Annotated in this window: 1 protein-coding gene (running past one end of the window); it reads right to left on the bottom strand. The window is 64.5% G+C overall.

Annotated features, from left to right (window positions below; genetic code table 11):
• Positions 1 to 24055 carry the 5' portion of an Ig-like domain-containing protein gene (locus tag ACZZ0Q_RS23680; protein ID WP_463560984.1) on the bottom strand. 18692 nt of this gene lie to the left of the window's left edge, so the window shows 24055 of its 42747 coding nt (coding positions 1-24055); the start codon lies at positions 24053 to 24055; its stop codon lies beyond the left edge, outside the window.

The following is a 24055-nucleotide window of genomic DNA, read 5'->3' as shown; positions in this document are numbered from 1 at the left end:
GGCTGACCAAACCGGTGCTGCGATCGAAGCTGGCGGCGGCGTAACGGCCGTCGAGCACGCGAATTTCGGCGCTGCGTACCAGGTCAAGGTCGCCCACAATCTGGAAGCGCAGGTCGGCTGGCGTGCTCTCTTCAACCGGCGTCGGCACGGTGCTGAACTGGCCGAGGGTGAGGTCGGGCGCGCTCACTTGCGCATCGAAACGGCGCTCGCTGGTGTTGCGGCCGTCACTGGCGCGCAGCAGCAGGGCGAAGCCTTGGTATTGGCCTTGGATGTCGAGGTTGAACTGGCCTTTCTGGATGCTGATCCAGTCGGTTTTCCAGGTCTGGCCGCCGTCGGCCGACACGCGATAGGCAAAGCCCAGTTTGTCGCTGGCCTGCACGTTGTCCACGGCGCTGACGCTCAGGGCGTAACGGCTGCCGAGTTTCAGTTGGGTGGCGGCGGTCAGCGGCTGGCCGCCAATGTTCACAGCCAGCGAATCCTGACGCGGCGCCAGGCGGTCTTCGGCCTGGTAGCTGCCGCTGTAGGTGCCGGCCTGAATCAGGGTGTTGTCGCGGGCCACGTTGCCGGCCGCGTCGCGAACGCCGGTCAGGGTCACTTGATAGAGGGCGTTGGCTTCCAACACGGCGTCGGCGCGCAGGCGCAGTTCCAGGCGATTGCCCTGACGGATCACGGCACCAAAGCGGCTGCTGATGTCTTCGCTTGGCTGGGCGTGGGTGTCGTAGTCCTTGAACACTTTGCTGACGCTGAAGCCCTGCACGTTCAGCGGCTCGTCGGCTTCCAGCACCAGCGCTTGCGAGGCACCCAGGGCGCTGATCAGGCGCACGCTTGGCGCGGTGTCGTCGATAGCGGTCAGCCATTGGCCGGCGGCGCTGTCCACGCGCTCGCCGCTGGCTTCGCGCACTACTGCAATCTGGTACTGCCAGCCCGGCTGGCTGCGCGGGGTGACGAAGTTCAGCACGTTGTCGCCGAGGGTGAACGGCACTTTGTTGCTGGCGCTTGGGATGATGCCCTGGCCGGCCGGGAACCAATGCACGCTCAAGCCTTCCGACAGGCCCTGAGCCTGCACGGTAATCGGCGTGCCGCCAGCATCGCTAACGACCTGGCCCTGCACATGTGCCGACACCACGCTGTCGATGGCCAGCGGTGTCACCACCGACAACGCCGTCGGCAAGACTGCGCGCTGCTGGCCGAAGCGCACGTTCACGCTGTACAGACCGGCCTGGTCCATTTGCAGGCTGAAGCTCAACTGGTCGCCGGCAGCGTTCACTTGCAGCTGCTCGCGGCCGAGCACGCGCTCGCCCACCTGCAGTTCGTCGATCAAGTTCAGCTGACGGCCGCGCAGCACGTAGGTACGGGCCACGCCGGTAACGCTGCGGTTCGGTTGCAGACCATCGAGGCGCACTTGCGCGGCGCCGAAGAAGTCCACGGCATCCACCAGCCACGGCAGGTCGATGTGCACTTCAGCGCCTTTGAGCCAGTCCAGCGGCGCCTGGCTGACTTGCAGGCGATACAGACCGGCCGGCTGGTAAGCGGCTTGTTGGCTGATGGCGCGCAGTTCACGGCCCAGCACCTGGGTGCTGGTGGCCACTGTGTCGCCGGCCAGACCGGTAACGGCCAGTTGTGCTTCGCGCCAGGCGTAGTCGGCGCCGGTAAAGCGCAGGCCCACCGGTTCATCGGCAACGGCCAGGGTGTCTGGGTTCAGCGCCCAGGTGTTGTTCAGCGGGATGGCGGCGTTGAGGTAGTTACCGGCGTTGCGCCATTCCAGCAGGTCGCCATGCAATTCCAGCTGCGCCAGGCTGCCGACTTCCGTGCTGCCGACGGCCAGGCTCGCCACTTCACGGGCGCTGAGCTGACGCTGGGCGTCGAGATCGAGGTCGAACACTTGCACGCGGCCAGCGTCCAGCCAGGCCAGCAACTCGCCTTGTGCCGTCAGTTGGCTGATACGGCTCGGCAGGTCGAATTCGCCGAGCACCGGCTCGCCACGGCCGCGCAACAGCGCCGCGCGTTGCAGCACTTGCAGGGTGTCGCCGCCTTGCAGGTAAACACGGCTGCCATCGAGCCACAGGCGTTTGACGGTGCTCAGGCCATGGCTGTGGGTGCCAAGCAACTGGCTGCCGTCACGGGCGCTGCGCACTTCCAGACGGTCCCCGAAGAGCAGGTAAGCGGCGCGCGAATCGAGGGCGATGTCCACCAGGCCAGCCGGATTTTCCAGCGTCAGCTCACGCAATTCAGGCCCTTGCACCTGGCCCTGGAATACACGGTTGCCGGCTTTGAGCAGCAGCACATCGGCCGCCAGGCGCACGCTCTGGAAATCAATCTGACGGGTGTTGGTCAAGGCCGGCAGCGCTTGTGGCGCGTACAGGTTGCTGAGGTCGAACACCTGCACCTGCGCGTTGCTGCCCAGCAGCGCGGCGTAGCTGTCGCTCAGGGCGATGTCGCGCAATTCGCCAGCGGCTTGCCACTTGGCCAGCAGCTGCGGCGTGCTGCCATCGCGCAGGCTGGAAAGCTGCACGTCACGGCCATTGGCGGTGAGCAACAGGTCGCCGGCGCGGCGGTAGAACGCCACGTTGTTCAGTTGTTTTTGCACCGGCAATTCAATGCGCAGGCTCGCGTCGCTGGCCACGTCACCGCTAAAGCCGAGGTTGCTGACTTCCACCAACAGCGGGCCGAGGTGATCTTGCGGCACGCTGAAGCTCAGCAGGTCCGCACGCTCCAGGCGCACCTGGGCGACCTGCCGGCCATTCACCCGCACCACCGTGGCTTCGCCGAAGCCGCGACCTTGTACGCCAATCACTTCGCCGGCGTTGTAGATAAAGCGTTTGCTCTGCGCCGCCAGGCTGCCGCTCAGGCGGTCGTACAGACCAACCTGGTCGATACGCGGATCGGCCACATAGGTAATTGCCGCGCCCCGGAACAGCGACTGCTGGCCTTGTTGCAGGCGCACGCCGACCGGACGGTTGCTGTCCGGGCTGGCCAGCAGACCCGGCAGGCGGAAGCGAATCAGGCTGTCGTCGCGGTACAGAATGTCGCCGGCCGCCACACGCTGACCGCCCACTTCGATGGTGGCGGTGGTGCTGAAGTCGTGGCCACTCAGGCTGATTTCGGTACCGCCGCGCCAGCTCGCCTGCCGCGGCGAAATGCTCACCAGCTCCGGTTGCAGTTGGTCGTCGCTGACGAAGCCAAAGCGGTAATCGGCGCCCAGGTTTTTGCCTTGCTGGTCGCGCAGGTCGCCGCTCAGGTTGACCTGATACTGCTTGCCGCTTTGCAGCGCGGCGGTCGGACGCAACACCAGACGGCCAACGCCCACTTGCGCCACCTGGCTCGGCACCGGCGCACCGTCGAGCAGCAGTTGCACCAGCTGGTTGCCCTGGTCGCGCAGCTGCGCGTTGTCGAGCAGGCGGTTGAATTGCACTTCAATGCCGGCGTCTTTGGCCAGGCGGCCAGAGGGCTGCGGCTGCTGGCTGAGAATGGTCAGCGTCTGGTACGCCAGGGTGTTGAGGCTACCGCCCAGGTAACTGGCGGCGTCGAGACTTGGCAGCGGGTTCTCTGCAGGCGTGCCGTCGATGTAAACGAAGGCGCTGCCGGCGTACAACGCCTGGCTGCCCAGCGACAGGCTGTTGACGTTGCCGACCACGCTGAAATAGTCGCGCAGGCCAATGGTTTCCTGAGTACGGCCATTGAGCCACGACGACACGTCGAACAGCTGCACATCGCCTTGGCCACCGGCCACGTAAAGGGTTTGCCCGGCCAGTTGCAGTTGACCGGCGAACAGGCTGCCGCGGCTGACCAGATACGTGAGTTTGAGATCGGCCACCGGCGTGGCGTTGCTCTCGCTGTCCAGCGCGAACAGCTGCACCGTGGCGCTTTCGCCGCTGGACACCATCAAGCCCTGGCTGCTGATCAGCAGGTCTTCCGGCGTAAAGGCATTGCCGGCCTTATCGCGGGCGGCGACGCGGCGCAGCACGCGGAATTCGCCGCTGGCCAGTTCCACTTCCAGCAGTTGGCGCTGGGCCGGCAGGGTCAGCCACAGGCTGGAACCGTTCAGGCGCAGACGACCCGGCGCACCGCCCAGTTGGGTGGCGCTGATCAGGCCCAGGTCGACCAGTTTCAGTTCGCTGGTAATGCGGTATTGGCGCACGCCTTCTTTGCTGCCGACGTAGAGCAGATCATCGCGGCTGGCCAGGGCGGTGATGTCGCTGGCCAGCTCGAGTTCGGCCAGCTTGTTCGGTTCGGCTGGCAGGGTCAGGTCGAATTGCAGCAGCTTCTTGCCGCCAGCGGCGAACAGCTGGTGGTCGTTGATCGCCAGGTCGACAAAGCCGGTGCTGCCCAGGCCGTTCGGTGCTTCGTAGTGGAACGGTTTGAGCTGGCCGGCGAAGTCGCGGTTGACGATAACCGGGTGCACCGGATCACTGATATCGGCAACCAGCAAGCGCGCGGCGTTACTGGTGACGCGGGCAACGCGGCCCTGGCTGTCGACCTTGTCGAAGCTGCCGCCGGTTACCGCGTAGAGCAGCTGGCTGCTGCCGTCGTCAAGACGGGCGATGGCCGCCACGGGGCTGGCCATGTCGCCCGGCAGGTTCACCGAACCGGTCGGCACGCCGGTGTAGAAATACTCGACGGGCGACACGCTTTGCTCGCCGTCGAACAGCGGGCTGGTCACTGCCACCTGGGCTTTGCCAAAGGTGCCGGCCGGGGCACGCACTTCGGCTTTGTTGCTGCTGAGAATCTTCAGGTCGCCGGCCAGCGCGCCCGCGAAACGCACCTGCATGTAATGGTTGAAACCACGGCCATACAGGGTCACCAGATTGCCGCCCTGCGGCGGGCCGGTTTGCGGTTGCAAGTCGTCGATTTCAATTTGCGGCAGCACGGTCATGGCGCCTTGGCGCAGGTACGCCAAGCCCTGATCCAGGCGCTCGACTTTCACCGCCAGGCTGGCGCTGACGCCGCCCAGTTGCAGATCCGGCACGGCCACGCGCAGTTCGCTGTCAGTCACGCTCTGAATCTGTTGCGCTTGCAGACGGGTTTCGCCCAGCCACACGGCCAGTTGCTCCGGCGCGACGCCAAAGCCGCTGCCTTTGATTGACGCGATTTCGCCACCCACCGCATAGAAGTAGTGCAGCCCGGCCGTGGCGCCAACGATGCGCTGCACCTGGCTGATCAGCGGCCGCACGCCGGTGACGCGTTGCAGTTGCAACACAAACGCCTGGCGCAGGGCATGGCCGGCCAGGTCGGTGAGTGCGGTGCTCACTTCAATGCGAATCGGGCCTTGGTACGCGCCTTTGAAACGCAGCGCCAACTGGCCACCGCGCAGGGTGTTGGTGCCGGTCATTTCCACAGAGTCGGCCGGCAGCACCTGGCCGCCCTCGCCGGTGATGCGAATGGCCTGAGCCAGATGCGCCGGATCGGTGTTGATCAGGTTGTTGAAAGCGATGGTCACCGGCTCGTTCAGGCCCAGCACCGCACCATTGCCCGGCGTGCTCGAGGCCACGGCCAGGTATGGCGAGGTGTTGATCTGCACACCTTTGCCGTTGCCCTGCATGATCTGCCCGCCAACACTGAGCAGTTCACCGTTGGCATTTTTCTGCTGCCAGTAAATGGTCTGGTAGTCGCCCTTGGCATCGGCTTCGAGCAGTAGATAGCTGTCGCCAGTGCCGACGCTGATCAGGCCCTGCTGTACTTGCAGAGTCAGGCTGCCAATGGCGGCCGAAACCGAATCGGCCTTCACGGTGCCGCGCTCGATGGCCTGCACGCGATAGTCCAGCTGCGTGCCGAAATCTTTGAAGCTGGCCAGATACAGCTGTTTGTCGCGCAGGTACAGCACGTACAGCTGGCCGTTGAGCCATTGCACATCGACTGGCGCGCCGAGCAGATCGGGCTTCAGGCTGCCGTCGAAGGCGATGCTGGGTAGCGGCGCCTGGGCGCCGAGTTCGTTGCGGCCAATCGGCAGGAAGCGGATGTAACCGGTGCCCAGGTCGTTGGCAGCCGCCACCGCCAGTGCGCCGCGCTCGATGTTCACCGCCAGATCAACCGCACGATGGTTCGGCAGGGTCAGGCTAGACACCAGCAGCGGCTTGTTCAGGTCGTTGATGTCAACCACGCGCACGCCGTCGTGGTCGTTGGCCAGGTAAACCAGGCTGTCGAGCACTTCCAGGCCCAGCACCGGTTCGGTGAGGCGCAGCTGCGACAGGCGAATCGGACGCTCCCACAGGCCGATGTCGTAAATCTCGAGGCCGGCGGTCATCAGGAAACGGTTGCTGGAGGTGGGCTGCGCACCGGCTTTCACGCCGATAAACAGGCGATCACCGACCACTTGCGCGGCGCCAATCTGCATCGGCGGATAGTTCGGCAGCACGATGCCCAGGCCCTGCGGCAGGGTGTACGACAGCGAGCCAACTTTTACTTCACGGGTCGCGGCGCCGCTTGGAATGCGCAGGAACACGTCGTAAATATCCGGATCAATCACACCCGGCAGCACAAAGCTGAATTGGCGCTGGGTTTCGACGTTGTCGCGCAGATCGATGCTGACGTTGCCCGGGTCTTCCACAATCGGGCTGCGGCCGGTGTAGATCTCGGTGGCGCCATGACGGGCGCGCAACACCACTTTGGTGCCGGGCATTAGCACGTCGTGGCCGGCAGCGATGGTCACTTTGGCGCCGCCTTTTTTGCTCGCCGAATCCGGGCTGAGGCGGTAAATGACTTCCTCCAGTGCCTTGTCGGCACCCACTACCAAGGCGCCGAGGGTATCGCTGCGCAGGCCGTTGTCGTCCAGACGCAGGTGCCATTGGCCAGGCGTCAGCGGCAACAGGTCGAGGGCGTGCGGAGCAATTTCCAGACGCTCGGCGCTGACCCATTGCAGCTCGATCGGGTACTGGTTGATAAAGCCTTTCACGCCGCTGGAGAAGCCACTGCCGTGAATCACCACGCGGTCTTGCGCGCCGCGATGGAAGCTGGCGTTTTCCAGGTATTTGACTGCCGGTTGGCTGGCACCGCTTGGCGCTACGGTGAAGTCCACTTGGTACGGCGCCCACAATCCGGCACCGCGCAGGTTGCGTGCCTGTTCAACGCGAACCCGCAGTTGCGCGCCTGGTGTTGGGGTAAAGCGCAGCGTAATGCGGCTGGCGGACTGGCCGTCGCCGTTCAGCGCTTCCACGGTCGGTGTGGTCAGCGCGGCCGCGCCGTTTTTCAAGTCCAGCAGGCGGATGCTGCCGGCGGCGCGCAGCGATTCCAGCGTCACCGGTTCGTTGAAGGTCAGTTGCAGCGCCTGCTCGCCCGCCGGCATCACGCCGCCCTGCTTGACGCTGGCGTCCAGCACCAGCGCACCCGGCAATTCCAGCAAGGTCAGGCCGCCTGTGCCGGAGCCGGCCACCAGACGGTTATTGAATAGATCCAGCGCTTCGATGCGCTCCTGGTTACCGGCCGAAACCACGCGCGGTTGCAACGGCTCGCTGAGGTCCACCACCACCACGCCGCTGTCGGCCGACACAAACAACAAGCTGCCCGCCAGACGCAGGCGCACACCACGGCCGGCGCTGGCTTGCAGGGTTTGGTCAAGGCTCAGCAGTACGCGCTCTTCGGGCTCGTCGCGGTTGATGATTTCCACGCCACGACTGCCGACGGCGGCGATCAGGTAACGGCCGTAGGCGACGACGTCTTGCGGGTTGGCAACAAAGCTGTAGCTGCGCGTTTGCGCCGGGTCGAACAGGTTCAGCGCTTTGATTTCGCCGGCTTTGCCGTCTACCGGCACGCCGAGCGATTCGGTCCAGCCCGGGCAATTGATCCACGCTGCGCCTTGCACCAGACCGCCGCTGAACAGCCAGCCATCGTTCAGTTGCAGCAAAGCGCCGCCCGCCAAGCCAGCCGGGCCGGCTACGCGTACCGGGTCTTCGCCGTTCTGGTAGTTCAGGCCGAATACTTCACCGGCCGCGCCAACGCCAATTTTGAAGGCGCAGGTTTGCGCATCGGGTGGATCGACCGTTACGCCCGACGAGGCCGCGAACAAGCCCGGGCCTTGTTTGACCAGACGGCTGATTGGCGTGTCGAGGTTTTCTTCGTGGATGGTTTGCAGGCCGTTCTGCTCATCCAGATTCAGGCGCGCCACGCCGCCGAGGCCGCTGGCCACGTACAGGCGTTTGCGCCAGGTGTTCTGTTCCCATTCCAGGGTCGGGCTGACACGCAGCGAGTCGAAGCCAACTTTGAAATCCTGCGCGGCCTGACGGTCGAGAATCTCTTGCTCTTCTTCGGTCGGCTCGGTGACGTTGAGGCCGTCAAGACGCTTGGCGATCGCCATGGCTTGCGATTTCAAGCTCAGGCGCGTGGCGTCGCTTGGCAGTGACGGCGAGCCGCCGACCAGCACCGGCTTGCTAGCGTCCTGCACCGAGAACGAGGCGGCGCGGTACAGCTCCGGCAACCAGCCGCCGGCCGCCAGGTTCTGTCTGCCGTAACCGTTGACCATATAGCCGCCGTTAGTGATGGCCACGCCGGTTTGCTGATCGATCCACACATCGCTCGGGAAGATCAGCGACGGGTGCAATTCCGACTGCTTGCGCAGGCCATAACCAAAGCCGCGAATGCCGCTGAGGCTGGCTTGATTGCCGTAACGGTCTTCGCCCAGCACATCCACTTTGCCCGGCGCGCCGCGCGGGGAAGTCACGCGCATGCGGTTGCTGGCGAGTACTTCGATGCGGCCGACCGGCAGCCCGCCGAAGCGCACTTTCAGGCCGTCCATGACGGTATTGCCCGGCTCGAAACCATCACCGCTGAGGGTCACCGTGGTGTCGCCAGACACAGGCCCCCACAACGGTACCAGGGCGTCGAAGCGAATCGGCGCGTCCACCAGCAAGGCGCCTTCGAGCACCGCTTGTTGCCACAGGCCGTCGCGCTGTACTTGCAGGGTCAGGTTGTACTGGCCGGCGCTCGGCAGGGCCGGCACGCTGAGTTTGAGAATGGCCGGCGCGCTGGCGTTATCACGTGTCACGCTTTCGATGCTCAGTGCGCGGTCGCCGGCATACAGGCGAACCTGGGCAAGGTTGGCCGGCAAGCCAAGGGCGCTCACGGTAATCAGGCTGACGGTGTCGCGCGCCACGCGGCGCGGCGTTACCGCTTCAATCGACAAGGCATCGTTGCGCGCACCACGGAAGGTCAACGCCACGCGCTGTTCCTGGGCCAGACGTTGCAGCACCACGGTGTCGGTGGCGCTGACCGGTTTCACCGAGGCGATACCCGCTTTGGCCACCAGGGTCAGGCGCTCACCCGCTGGCAGCCGGTCGGCGGTGCTCTGCGCCAGCAGCAGCTTGGCGTCGTTGTTGCTGATGGTCACGCTTACCGGCAACGCCTGGCCCTGGCCGTCGAGCAGTTGCAGCAGGGCGTTGTTGGCCGGGTGCAGATCAATGGCTTTGTTGAAGCGGGCGATCACTTGCACGCTGCCGTCTACCTGACGGTCGAGAATGCTGTTGGCCGGGTCGACACCGATCAGTTTCAGCAGCACGTCCGGCACCACTTGCAGCACGCTGCCCTGGGCATCGACGCCGCCGGAATGGGCGGAGTAATCGCCGGCCACCACACTTTCCACGCTGCCGCTTGCAGCCATGCTGCGGCCGGCCACTGGCTTGAGCGGATTGGTCACGTCGACCATCAGCACGCCTTTATCGCCGCGTGCCACATAGAGGGTGTTGCCGTTGAAGTCGAGGTCGTAGACGTAGCCGATGTCGTTGATACGCGCCACCACAGTCGGCGCGCTCGGGTCGAGCAGATCGACCACCGCCACGCCGCTGGCACCGGCGGCCACGTATGCGTAGCGGCCTTGCAGTGACACGCGGGTACCCGGCAAGTCCAGCGCGCCGAGGCGTTGCAGGCCCTGGCTGGCGTTCTGGCGGTACACCTGGAAGCCGCCGCTGCCGATGGCTTCTTTGCTCAGCAGACGGTTGCTGCGGTAGTCGAAGCTGCCGCCCACGGCGACCACCAGACCGGCCGCGCCGGCATCGGCGTTTTGCGTGGCCACATCGAGCATCGGCAAGGCGGGCGCTGCCGGCAGGCTCTGCACCAGGTAGGTTTTGTTCGGCAGGAACGAGTCAACAATGCCCAGGCCTTCAGCGCCCATGGCCAGCAGTACGCGGGCGTTGCGAACGCGCAGGCCGCGCACTTCGGTACCGGGCAATTCCAGGCTGCCGATGAGGGTGGTTTTCGCCGGGTCGAGTTCATCAAAGGCCACGGTGAACAGGCGCGCGGCATCTGGCGTGCCGGTGCTGCCCAGGCGCACGGCCGTGACATAAACGCGGTCGCTGCCCTTCTCGAAGAACGGCTCTACGCCGACCGCGATAAAGCCAGCCGGCAAGCTGATGCGCGAAACGATGCGGTCGTCCGACTTGTCGCCATTGCGGTCGATCAGGCGCAGCAGGTCGTCCGGGTTCAGCGGCTTTGTCGGGTCGGCGGTGTAGTTGCCGGCGTTGAGGTCGTACACCAGCACGCCGTTGTCGCCCTGGGCCGAGAACAACAGGCTGCCGGACGGGTCGAGCGCCATGTCGTAGACGCGGCCTTTGTCGCGAATCTGCGACTGCGGCGGCTGCTGGTAGGTGAAGGCCTGGGTCAACGTGCCCTGCTGGCCGTTGTTCAACTGCACGCGTACGTCGACGGTGCCAATCGGGCCGGCCGGGGCCACCACTTCCAGGGTTTCGGCATCCAGCACTTTGTACTGGGTGGCCGGAATATCGCCGAAGTGCACGGTCATGGCGCCGGTTTCACTGCGGAAACCCTGGCCTTTGATCTGCACGCGGGTGCCGCCGTTGAGCGAGCCCAGCGCCGGGGTCAGGCTGCGCAGCAGCAACGGTTCAACGAACTGCACGGCGCCGACTTTCGAGGCCTTGCTGCCGTTGCCGCTGACCACTTGCAAGCTGGCGGCGCCCGGCAGACTGGCCGGTGCCTGTATGCGATAACGGGCGGTGCCGTTGGGCAAGGTTTCGCTCAGCGCGCCCGTGGCGGCCTGGCCGGACACGCTAAATTGCACCTGCCCACTCGCACCCCGCAGCACCACGTCCAGGTCACCGCCGCCAACATCGAGCATGCCGGGGGCGGTGCTGATGATCGCCACCTGTGCACCGCTGCCGTTACCGGCGCGGAACTGAATGCTGTGCTCCAGCAGGCCACGGCTGCGGCGGCTGGCCAGGTCACCTTTAAGTACCAGGTGATAACTGTGGTTGGCTTGCAGCGCCTGCGCCGGCTGCACGGTGAGCGTGCGGCCATCGCTGCTGCGTTGCAGGGTGAACGGCAGTTCGCTGGCTGGCTGGTTGTTCTGTGCGTCGTGTTGCAGCACCAGGTATTGGCGCAACTGCGCGTCGTCCATGGTCGTCAGCGGGCGGGTAAACCGCAGCGTCAGCGGGCTGTCCAGCGGCACGCCGTCGGTCTGGTCGGCTGGCGTCGAGCTCACCAGTTCCAGGGTCAGCAAGTCCACCAGGTTCAGGTGCGAGCGGGTTTCGTCATCGGTGTAAATGGTGAACGCGGCGATGCCCTGATCGGTGAGCACCATCGGGTTGCTGCGATACGGCTTGAGGAGTAGGCCGAAGCCCGGCGGCTTGATGCAGAACGGCAGGCTGAGGGCGTCGAGCAGGTTGATGCTGTCGGCGCGGCTGAAGTCGTAGAAACCGAGGTAGCCGATTTCGCCTTTTATGCAATCGCTGCGGTCGCTGGCAGCCTGGGTCAGGTTCAGCGCGGCGCTGGCGTGAGCGCGAATGCCACGGCTGTCGCCCGGCACGCTGAAACCGCCGGACAGGTAGCGACCTTTCTCGCGGATAAACGCTGGACGGCTGGCGTCGTACAGGCTCAAGCCATTGCCGGTGACGAACTGGCTGCCGTCGGCGGTCAGGCCGCTGAAGCCGGCGACGCGGTTGTCGCCCAGCTGCGGCAACGACGGTTTGCTCAGGTCAAACAGCACGCGGCTGGCACCGTTGACCACGTGCAGGGTGTCGCCGATAACGCTGATGTCGGTGACGTTGTTCAAGCTCTGGCTGCGGCCATCGACCGTGGCGCTGGTCAAGCGACGGACCACGCTGGGACGCAGCGGATCAGCGACGCTGACAATCACCACGCCTTCGGTGCCGGCGTTGATGGCGAGCAAGCCCTGATGCGCCACCACTTTTTCGGCCACGGTATTGGTCGGCAACGGCAGGCTGTAAAGCACGCCACGGTCTTTGCCTGGCGGCTGTTCGGTGAGCACGTCCGGGTCGCGGATTTCGCGGTCGAACACCAGCAGCACACTGCGGCTTTCGTATTCGGTGTCCAGGTACGGGAAGGTGTAACCGCGAGCGGCGACGTACAGGTGCTTGTCGGCCAGGGCCATGGCGCTCGGTTGCAGATCCTGCGGCAGGTTGTAGTAACCCAGACCATGACGCGGCGCGGCCTCGGCGACTTTCGCCGGGTCGTATTTCACCAGGCTGATCCAGCCCGGCGCGTAATAGTGTTCCAGCTGTTCGAGGTTCAGCAGGGCGCTGGGCGATGGCCCTTTCAGTTCGCCACGGCCGAGCACATACAGCATGTGCAGGTCGCTGTCGGCGGCCAGGTCGACGATGTTGCCCGGCGGCAGTTTCAGCGGGTCGGGCACATAGTCGGTGAGGTCACCGTTGGCCAGGGTGGCGAGGCGCTTGTCGATTTGCTCCATGGTCATCGGCGGCTCGGCTTCGAGGCTTCTGTCCAGTTGCAGGCGACCGTAGAACAAGGCGTTGCGCTGCACGTAGCGCCGGCCCAGGTCGTCGGCCAGTTCGATGTCGATAAAGCCGCGATAGCCGCCGCCTGTTTCATCACGCAGGTCCGGCGCCAGCAGGCTCATGCGCTCGGCGCTGTAGAGGCGCAAGTCGTCAGAACCCACTTTGAATGTTTTCGCCGTACCCGGCTCACCGCTCTTATACGCGGTGAGGGTCATGCCAGCGTGGAAGCCTTTACCGACCAGCTCGACGCGGTCGTTTTTGCCGGACTGGGCCACACGCACCACGGCCGGCGTGAGGTGGGAAATGCTCAGCTCATCGACGAACACGAAACCGCCAAGCACGGTGTCGCTCAAGCCGGCGTCGGTGGTCACGGTGACGGAGGCCGGGCCCGGATAGTTGGGCACGGTTTTGGCGTAGAGGGTGACGATGCCGGTGTCCGCATCGGCGACGCGGCTTTCCACCACCAGCGGCTCGCCACCCACCGACAGGCGCGGTTGCTCGCCGAAATTCGTGCCGCGCACCACCACTTGGGTGCCGCCGCGCACATCGCCGACGTTCACGCAGCCATGGCGCTCGGCGCTTTCGCGGGTGCAAATGCTGATGATGTCGGGGTACAGCGCATCGGCCGACGCGGTGCTGAAGCTGAACACGTAATCGGAGGCCAGCGCCTGGCCGGTCACCGGCTTCAGGCCTTGCTTGAGGCGCACGTAATAACGCTGACGCGGCAACAGGTTTTGGCCGTCTTTGCGCACCAGCTGAATGCGGCGCTTGGTGGTGTCGGTGCCGCGCGGCGCGAACGACAAATCAAACTGGGCGGTCACGTCCCGGCCAATCTGCGCATCACCTTCGAGCACTTGCACGTAGTCGCCGAGCACGGTGTCGCCCGGCAACACGGCCGACAACTCAATGAGAATTTGCGGCAGCTGGGTGCTGATGTCGGTTTCGCCCACTTGCGGGCTGTGTTGCAGCACGGTCAAGGCCGGCAGGTCGATGCGGCCGATACCGCCTTTGCCAGCCGCCACCTGAATGGCGCCACGGGCCAGGGTCACACCACGGACGGCGAAGTTATCCACCGTGGCGTTGCGCTGCACCATCACCGGCACGCTGGCGTCCAGGCCGTTTTGGCCGACGCGGGCGAGGTCGAGAATCTGCACCAGGCTTTGCGACGGTTTGTCTTCCTGGTCGGAGAGCAATTGGGTGACGTACGCCAGGTTGCCGGACACATGCACATCGTAGAGACCATCGGCGGTCTGGTCCGGGCGGTGCGGGGCGATTTCCACCACCTGCGCCACGCGAGGCTGGTCCGGCTCACTGATGTCGATACGGCTCAGGCGCGCGCTGTCGCCGCTGCCGGCCATGTCGGTGACATAGAGCTGATTGCCAACCAGGTTGAGGCGGTTGGCGATGCCCAAGGTGTCGACCTTGGCCACGATCGGCATGGCCGGCGTGCTCAGGTCGGCCACCACCACGCCCTCTTCCGAGGCGGCGATATAGGCGTAATGGCCGCGCACTTTGACGTCGCGAGCGAAGCCGTTCGGTTTGATGTAACCAACGTGGTACGGCGCGGTCATGTTGGTGACGTCGATCACCTGCACACCGCCGTTGCCGTTGGCCACCAGCGCCAGGTTGCCGCTGCGGGTCAGGCCGTACACGTCCGGATAGGGCATGTCGACGCGACCGAGCAACAAGTACGGCAAGCCGAACTGGCCGTCGCCATTCTTCTGGCCGAACAGCAACAGTTCGCCGGCGTTGTTATCCAGATACAGGGCGCCGGTGCCTTCGCTCGGGGTGTCGCCGCCGTGCCAGTCTTTCTTGATTTCGCTGGTCAGTTGTTCGACGAACTCGCAGGCGTCGCCGCCCTCTCGGCAACTGCCGCCGGCCAGTCCGGATTTGCCCGCCAGCACGATGTTTTCATCGCTGACCAACTCGCCAATGCTGCCGCTGAAGATTTCCGCCGCGCCGTTGAGCAGCGGCGAATAGGCGAAGAAATCACCGGAGCCGTTGCTCTGCGCTTCGTCTACCGCATCGAGAATAAAGATACCGGTGCGCGCCGGGGCATTGCCGGCCAGCGCCTGGGTTTTGCTCAGCAGGCCAAGGCCTTGCTCGATGCGCAGCGGGTCAACGGTGGACCATGCAGCGATCATGGCGCCGGCGCGGTCCAGCGCGCGGTATTGGTCCACGGCGCTGTAATGCACCCGTTTGGCGGCCGTCTGTGCGCCCGCTTGCGGCGCTACGTAACGGCGCTCGCTGAGCGGCCAGCCCATCTCGTGATAGGTGTCCTGGGTAACGGTGTGGTTGGGCGTTACCACTTTGGTCAGTACGTGCAGACGCTCGTTACGCAGGCCCGTGCGGCGCAGCACGTCGCCTTGGCTGAAGTCGGCCCAGTAGATGAAGTAGTGCTTGTCTGGGTCGCTGACCGGCGTGGTATCGCCCGCGCCACGGTTGTCGTCGCGGAATAGTTTCAGCGGGTACTGGTCGGCCACTTTCCATTCGCCGGCTTCGGTCTGGTACTCGCGGGTCCAGAGCATGTTGACGTCGGAAATGGCGCCGCCCATGTCTTCGACCGACACCACCGCGCGCAGGCTTTCGCCCATGGTCAGCACGTCTTTATTGATAGGCGTGAGCACGGCCAGACGCGGCACCACGGTGTCTTCGAGCTTACCGACGCGCACCACTTGCGACTCGCCAGCCTGGCCGAGCACGTCATAGGCGATGGCCTGCACGGTAAACCCGTTAACCCCGGCTGGCGCTGCGATCAGTGCGCGGTACACGTGGTCCTGTGCGTGGCTGCCAACCTGCTGGCCGTAGCTCTGCTCGGTGCTGGTGACCGGTACACCGTTGATATAGAAGGTGACGTGGTCGATGCCTTCAGGACCGAGGTCGTCGAAAGCTTCGACGAACACTTCAACGTCATCACCGTCGATGACCACGGCGTTGTCGTTGTCCGGTTTGACGATGCGCGACGTTGGCGCCTTGTCGGCCTTGATTTTGATGCTGCCGGGCAGGTCGACAAAGCTCGACTCATAGCCGTCGAGGTCGCGGGCTTTGGCGCGCAGGCGCAGCACTTGGTCAACGCGCCCGGTCGGCACCTTGAACTGGAACTGGTAAGGCGCGGCAGAATCTTCGCCCAGCGCCTGGTACTTCGGCTCGGCGCCGACCGGGCCGATGGCGTAATACAGGGCGGCGGCGTCTACGCCCACTTCGGCGTCGCTGGCTTGCACCTGCACGACAATGCCACGGCCTTCAGTCAGCTCGGTAACCTCGCCCATGGCGAAGCCGCGTGCGTCCAGCAGCTTGATCGCGTTCACTTCCGGCGCCTGGTTGCGCAGCAAGTTAACGCCGATGGTTTCCTTGGCTTCGTTGCCGCTCGGGTCACGGGCGGTGATGCGCAACTGCAGCGGCAGACTTTCCGGCAGGTTGTCGGTGCGGCCCAGGTAATCGGCGATGCTGCCCAGCGGCAGGCTACCCATATACGGCGCGCTGAGCAGCAGGCGATCAACCACGCGCTCGTTGTCGGCAAATTGGCCGTCGGCATTGCGGTCGGCATACAGGCCCAGGCTGATGGAGCCGACACGCACGTTGTCGGTCACTTCCAGCTGATACGGCAGATTGCGTTTTTCGGCGACGCTGGCGCCGGTGGCCAGCGGCAGTTTCACCGTCAGTTGCGGCGCTTTGTCGTCTTTGACCACGCGCACTCTCACCGGCTGCGGCGTCGACACGCTGCGGCCTTTGCCATCGGCGCGACGCTCAATGGTGCTGGCGGTCAGGTTGAGATCGGTGCCGGCCTGGCCGTAGGGCACTTCAACCAGGAATTCGTACGGGAACACCATATCGGTGAGGCTGCGGTCGCCGCCTTTGTAGCCGCCGAGGTTGAGCACCACACGGTCAACGCCCACGTCATCGACGGCGTTGACTTCCACCAGCAGCAACTGGCCTTCGGTGGTTTCGCTGTTGTCTTTTGGCGTACCGATGGCCACGCTCGGCAACTGGTCGCGGATGATTTCCACGTCCAGGCTTTCTTCGGCGCGGTGCGCGTCGAGGTCGTTATGGGCCACGCCATAGGTGTCGACCGCTTCGATGCTCAAGTGAATGCGGTTGGCTGCCGGATTGGCGGTGTCGAACGTTGTCACCGGCACCATGAAGTTATAGGGCGAGGTGCGCAGGCGCTGGATATACGGAGTTTGGCCGTTGCCATAGGTGGCAACCAGATTCACGTATTCAATGCCCACGTCATCGAAGGCTTTTACGTTGACGTACAGCGGATTGCCTTCTACCACTTTGGCGCCCGGTACCGGCTCGGCCACATCTAGGGTCGGACGCTCATCCGGGCGCACCGGATAACCAATTTCCCACGCCTGGCTGTTGGCGACGTCGAAGGCCTCGACGCGCACCAGCACATCGACACGCTTGACGTCTGCCGTGGACAAACCGAAGCTCTGCAAAATCGTGAATAGGCGTTCTACATGCAGCAATTGGTTGTATTCGGGGGTGTCGATATTCAGCGTGGTGACCGGCTCGTAGTCATCGGCCGGGATGCCGTCAACGCTGCGCACTAAGGTGAACGGCAACTTCAAATAGGTGCCGTCGTTTTTCAATACGCCGTAGGAGCGCGACAGGGTCAGGCGGTTGACCTTCACGTTATCGTAGGCCTGGAAGGCCACGGTGAAATCGCTGTCTTCCGGGGCGCCAAAACCGACGGTTGGGCGCTTGATCAACGCTTCGGGTTTGATGGCGTCGGCCATCACTTTGATCTGCCGGTCAAACAGGCCTACTGCGCCGTCCGAATCTTCGATCTGCGCGGTGAGCTTCAGCGTTTCGTTGTGGCGGATCAGCCCCTGCGGCACTTCCAACACAAAGGTGCGTTGCAGTGCGTACGGGCTGTTACGGCGACCGTAGTCATCGGCAATGCTGGCGTCGTAGTTGGCCTGCAGGCTGTCGTGAATGGCGGCAAAGGCGGCATCGACCACCAACTCACCACCGGCGGCTACGTTGCTGGCGGTAGACAACACGGGCAGCGGCACGCCGTTGGCGAACACTTTCAGGCGTGAGTCGGTGAGCAGGCGGTCGTCTGCGGCCACCAGGCCAACGCGAATGCGGAAGGTGCCGGCAACAATTTCCTGGTCTTCGGCCGGTGCGGTAATGCGCACTTCGGGCACAACGTTGGTGAGCGGGTGAACGAGGAAGGTACGTTCGCTGAGGTTGCCGTAGGTGTCGGTCAACTCCAGACGGTATTCGGTAGGTTCGGTCTGGTCGAACAGCACTTCGGTTTTGTCGTCGGCACTCAGCGGCGGCGCCACCGGGCAATTGACCTGGAAGCCACGCTCATACACCACGGCCGCCACGCTGCCGTCGCGCTTGAGGCGCAGGATTCGGTAGCTGGCCAGGCCGGCGTCATCGCGCAAGGTGGTGTCGAGGCGGAAGCGCTCGTTGATGCGTACCCAGAACTCGCCGTAGTTGATGCGCGCCGGGTCGGTCAGGGCTTTTTCGTAGTGGCCGTTAACCCAATAGGTGTTGAAGCCGGTGAAGCTCAGCTGCGGTTTTTCGTTGGCTTGCAGCGGGTAGACCAGGCTGTGCTCGCTACTGCGGCCGCTGAAGTCTTCGGCGATCAGGGTCAGCTCCAGCTCACCACTGCTGAAATTCTTCGGCACGCTGTACGGCACTTGCCAGGTGGTCTGGCCATAGCTGACGCCCAGGTCGTGCACGGTGCGGCTGCGGTTCTCCAGCAGGCGCAGGCTTTTCAGCGCGAGGCTGTCGTCGCTGAAGCCCAACTTGAGATCCAGCTGCTGCATGGGAATGGCCACGCTGCCGGCCACCGGACTGATCAGACGGGCCGTTGGCGCTTGCTCGTCGACAATCAGCGCCTGTTGCAGCAACGCGCTCAGGGTTTGTTCGCTGCGTTCGTGGGAGAGGCGATCGGCGGCGTGGCCCAGTAGGGTCACGCTGGTGCCTTGGGCTTCCACCGGAATCGGCATCAATGCGGCGAAGTTCGCCTCGGTATCGTTTTGCGAACCGCTGCGTGCCAGTTGCAGGAAGGCGGTTTGCGCGGCGGCATCGGTGCCGTCTTGCAGCAACAGCGTCAGGGCAAAACGGCCCGGAACGCGCGTGCCGCTGGCCATGGCGACGTCGGCGGCGGCCGATTCCTGGGCAATAAATTGCAGCTCACGAATAAACGTCGGCGCGCCGCCGCGTGGGCGCAGCACCAGGCGAGTGGTGTCGTCGGTGACCAGAGCTTTCAGGTCGAGCAGGCCATTGACCGCCTGCACTTCGCGGCTGGCTGGGCGCACCTGGCAGAGGTTGCGCGAGAAGGTTTCAGCTTCCCACAGGCTCGTTTGGCTGCCGATTTTCAGGCTGCGCGGCGCGTTGGATTCTTCGCCGCCCTGAGCAATAAGGCGGCCATTGGCGAGGGTAAGGAACGGCTTCTCGTTGTACAGCAACGCGCCCTGCCAGCTGCCCGCCTCGGGATAGGCGAAGGCGATTTGCGCGAGGTTTTCATCGCGCTCGTTACGCAGCGTAAGGCCCTTGGCGGCGCGGCTGCCGGTGAGCTCACGCAGGGAGCTGATAAGGAGCAGGTGGCGAATGGCGTTCTTATTTACGTCGTCGCTGACGTTGAGGCTGCCGCGCAGCGGCTGGCCGCGCTCTTGCTGGGTCGATGGCGAGCTGTCACGCCACGCCAGTTTCGGCGGCTGGTCGGCTTGAATCAGCAGCCGGCGGGTTTGCACGCTGGCGTTGCCCAGCAGATCGGTGGCAGTGACGGTCAGCGTCAGCGCAATCGGTTCGGCTTGCGGGCGGTAGCGCTGGATGTCGATCAGGGTTTGCTGACCGGCGACCGGCACGTTGACGTCGGTGTCGCTCAGGCCACTGGCCTTGGCCAGCACTTCGTTACGGCCCTCGTCGTCGAGCAGACGCACTTCATAGGAGGCAACGGCGGTGTCGTCTTTGAGGCTGACTTGCAGCCTGGTTTCCTGCCGGTCGAACAGGCGCTCGGCGGGTTCCTGAATATTGATCAGCGGGCCGGCTTCGTCGGCCAGCACTTTCACGTTGATCGGCGGCGAGCGGGTTTCGTTGACGCCACGGTCGCGGGCGCGCAGCACCAGTTGCAGCACTTTGCCGGCGTAGCGGCGGCTGAGCTCCGGGGTTAGGCGCAAGCGCGCTTCGAAGTCGGCGTAGAAGCGTTGGCCTACCAGCACCGCGCCCAGCGTGCCGGGGTTGGGCACTTTGACGGTTTCGACGCGGTCCATGCGGCTGAACAAGGTCCAGGCCACGGCGTGTTCTTCTTTGCTGATCGGGTCGATAAACACCGCGTCGATGCCGTCGACGTATTGGTTGTCGCCGGCACTGCCTTGCAGCTCGAAGCTGGCGCCCGGTTGCAGGCTGAACTCGCCGGCCGGCTTGTTCAGTTGCAGGGTCGGCGCTTCGGTGTCGTCAATGATGTCCAGCTCGAACGACGCTTCGGTCACCTGCCCGGCGCTGTCCGTGGCGCGTGCGCCCATCTGCGTGTCGGCGCCGGCTTTGTTCGGCACACGCAAGGCCGCGCCGATGTAGCCGCCCGCGCCTTTCTCAAGCTCGGTGCCGGTCACGGTTTTCAGCACCTGAGTTTGCCCACCCTGGCGCTGGAAGAACTCCAACTTGGCTACTTTGCGGTCGTCGGTGGCCAGTACCTGGGCGGTGAAGGCCTCGCCCTCATACAGCCGCGCACCCGGCGCCGGCGCTCGCACGCTGACGACCGGAGGCAAGTCTTTGCTCAGCGGGAAGCGCCACAGCGTTGGCGCTGCTTCGTTGTTGTACTGGTCTTTACCTTGCAACTCGATCACTAACTCTTCGCCGTCGCTCGGCACGGTGAGCTCGAATTGATCATCAACGCTGGCGGCTTGTTGCTCGACGGTAAGGGTGCGGCTGTGCAGCACCGTGCTGCCACTGAGGGCGCGCAGGCTGATCAGTTTGGTGTCGTCTACACCGCGCACTTTCACCGTTACCTTGTTGCCGGCATACAGGGGTGCGCCCTGAATCGGCGAGGTCACAGCCAGGCGAGGGCCGAGGGTGTCGGCAAGGATATTCACGGCCAGCTCTTTGCTGTCGCCGGTCTGGCCGCCGTCGTCCACGGCGGCCACTTTCAGGCGCAGCTGACGCGGCTGATTGCCGAGGTTCAATGGCTTGAGGTCGATGCTCAGGCGGTTGACGGTTTCCGGGCCGGGCGTAAGGCCGCCGGCCTGGTCGACGCGTTTTTGCCACAGCGGCGCGCTGCCGTTTGCGGCCCACAGGCTGGCTTCGAGGGCATGCACGGCGCGGTCGTCGCGGGCCACCACATCGACATTCAGGGTGTCCTGGCTGTAGATGCTGCCTTGGGTTGGGCTGAGGGCGCGCACTTCGGGCTTGTTGTCGTCGCCAACGCCGATCAGCACTTGCAGCTCGCTGTCGTTGCCGGTGCCGTCAGTGGCCACGGCGCGAATCGGGTAGCGGTCGTAGCGCACGCCATCAAGGTGCTTGAACGCAGGCGCGGCGACCACTTTGATGCTGGAGTAGGCCTTCAGCGCGCCCGGAATCTGCTGCACGGTAAGGTCGCCATCAACGCTGCTGAGGCGGTCGTTGAGGTTGCCGGTGAGGTAGTAACCGACGCCGGCCTGCTTGGCGACGCCGAACAGTTCCAGACGCTCGACGCCGACGTTGTCATAGCCGGTGAGCTTGAGCACGAAGGTGCTGTTTTCTACCACGGGCGCCAGATCCTGGCCGGCGTCGCTGACGCTGATGGCCGGCGAGGCCAGGTTGAGCACCGGGTCTTCTTCGTCCTTGCCGAGGGTGACGTTCACCGCCGGGCTGCGCGCGGTCTGGTTGGCGGAGTCGGTGGCTACCACATGCAGCACCAGCGGCGTTTCGCTCTCAACACCCGGCGGCGCCTGGTACACCACGCTGTACGGGGCGCGCAGGTCGCTGCCGACCAGCTTGTCGTTCACATAGAAATCCACCTGGCGCAGGCCCAGGTCGTCCGTGGCATTGGCGCGAAATTCCACCGGCTGGCCGGAAACCAAATGGGCGCCTTCCACCGGGTAACTCATGGCGACTGTCGGCGCCTGATCGCCTTTGACTGGAATCAGCAGCGGCTCGGACTGGTTGCTTTGTTGGTGCAGGTCAACCGCTTGCGCGCGCAGCTCCAGGGTACGGCCAAGCCAGTCGGCCTTGATCGGCAACTGGAAGGTGTGTGTGGTGCTGCGCAGGCCAAAGGCGTTGCCGTCGTAGTTGTCGACCACGTGACGATAGGAGCCGACCTCCTCGCCGTTCACCAGCAGGAACATGTCGGTGCCGCCGTCGAGCGTGTCGTCGCTGGCTTCCACGGTGACCGACAAGGTCTGGCCGACGGTAGCAATGCTCCCGACCGCCGGTTGAGTGATGCGGGCAATGGGGCGCTGATTTTCCAGTACGCGAATCAGGCGCGCCGGCGCATCGGTGACGCCGCCGTTGGAGGCGTGTACGCGGGCCGACAAACCAAGGCTGGTTTCACGCACGGAAATTTCCGGCACTTGCAGGGTGACCTGCCAGATTTCGAACAGCTGCTTGGTATTCGGGTCGCTTTCCAGCGGCCGCTGCTCGAACGCCGGGAATGAGGTTTCGCCGACCTTCCTGCCATCGAAGAAGTACTCAACCAGGCTTATGCCGCTCTGGTATTCCACGTCCGGCAGAATGCCGAGGTTTACCGCGATTACCGCGCGCAGCGGACTGTTCTCGATGACGCGCTGGGCGTCGACCGGGTTTTCAAAGAGGAACGCCGGCACCTGCGGATTGCTTTTAGCGACCACTTTCACCGGGCGTTCAGGCGTGCTGGTGCTTTTGCCAGTGGCGTCGAAGGCCACCGCGCGCAGGCGCAGGGTGCGGCCTTCCAGTTCCTGCTCAACCGGCAGGCTGAGGGCAAACGGTGGCGCGAGTCGGCGACCGACCAGGGCATCGTCGAGCCAGAACTCCACGCTTTTCACGCCGACGTCATCGCTGGCGGCCGCGCTGAGTTCCAGCACCGAACCCACGGCGATGGTGGCCTCGGGTTGCAGCTCGACCGTTGGCGCGGCGTCTTCGGCGGCAACCGGCAGGTCGACACCGATTAGCGGGTAGCGCTGCAGATTGGCATGCAAGGTCAGCGGGCTGGTGGTCGGGATTTGCGCACGCGCCAGCAGCTGGCTTTGTTCGTTGCGCTCCAGCACGCCTTCGCTGCCGACAGGCAATTTCAGCTCAACGGCCAGGCTGTCTGCCAGCGGTGCTTCACTGCCGTCGTCAAACACGGCAATCAGCGCCGGCAGGCTTTGGAAACCGTTCAAACGCGGCAGCACCAGCGGCTGACCGGCGGTTTGGCCTTCGTAGCGCAGGGCGGTTAGCTGACGGCTGAAGTCGACGGTGACCGGCAGGCTGATTTCCGCGAGACCGGGGTAGCTCACATAGACAGAAACCGCCTGGCCGGCGGTTTCTTGCAAGGGGTACACAACCCCTTCAGCGCTGACCCAGACTTTGTCCGGGTCGCCGGAGCGGTAACTGATGCCGCTACCGAGCCCGGCCAGTGGGGTGACGCCGCGAAATTCGAAGTCCACTTCCGGCACCAATCGCGCCGATTGCAAGGCATCGCTGAATAGCAAACGGTCGGGGTGTACGGCGATGGAGCGGGCGGCTTCGTCGACGTTGTCGCCGATAAAGCGGATATCGGAATAGCTGTTCTGGTTGCCGGAGGCATCCACCGCCACGGCCTGCACCATCACCAGTGCGTTTCGCGCCACTTCATCGGCCGACAAGCCCTGATCGAGGCGTTGGCGCAGCGTGTAAGAACTCTGCCCGTCCGTGCGCGGGAATACCCGTGTGCCCTGGGGCATACGCAGAAACGCAGTGGCTTCGGCGCGACTGACCACGCCGCCAGCGGCGCGCAAATCGGAGGCGCGCAGGCCCGTGAGGGTGAAGCTGACGTAACTGAGGTCGATGTCGTCGGCGGCGTCGAAACTGGCGACCAGAAACTGATCGTCGCCACTGGATTCGATGGCCAATTGCGTCAGCTCCAGGCTCGGCGCCACACGCTCTTGCTGGAAGCTTTCGCTGTAATCCTGCGTGGTGCCGTCGGCGAACTTGAGCTTAACGGCCGGTTGCAGCGCGCCGGCGCCGTCGATGCGGAAGGTGAAGGCGCAGCTGTTCGGGGCATCGCTTTCGCGAGCCGCGTCGATCGGCAACAGGCGTTGGGAGGTGGCGACAATGGAGACTTCGGCGAGCTGCCGACAATCGGTAACGGCCAGCACATAGTCGCTGGCGCTACCCGCCGAACCGAGGGCGGTGGCGCTACGAATATCGACTTCTACCGAGGCAAACGCGTCCGGCGTTGCCAGCGCAAAAAGCGCGACAAGCAA

This window comes from Pseudomonas sp. AC070, assembly GCF_979258635.1.
This window is presented reverse-complemented; position numbering and strand designations above follow the sequence as displayed.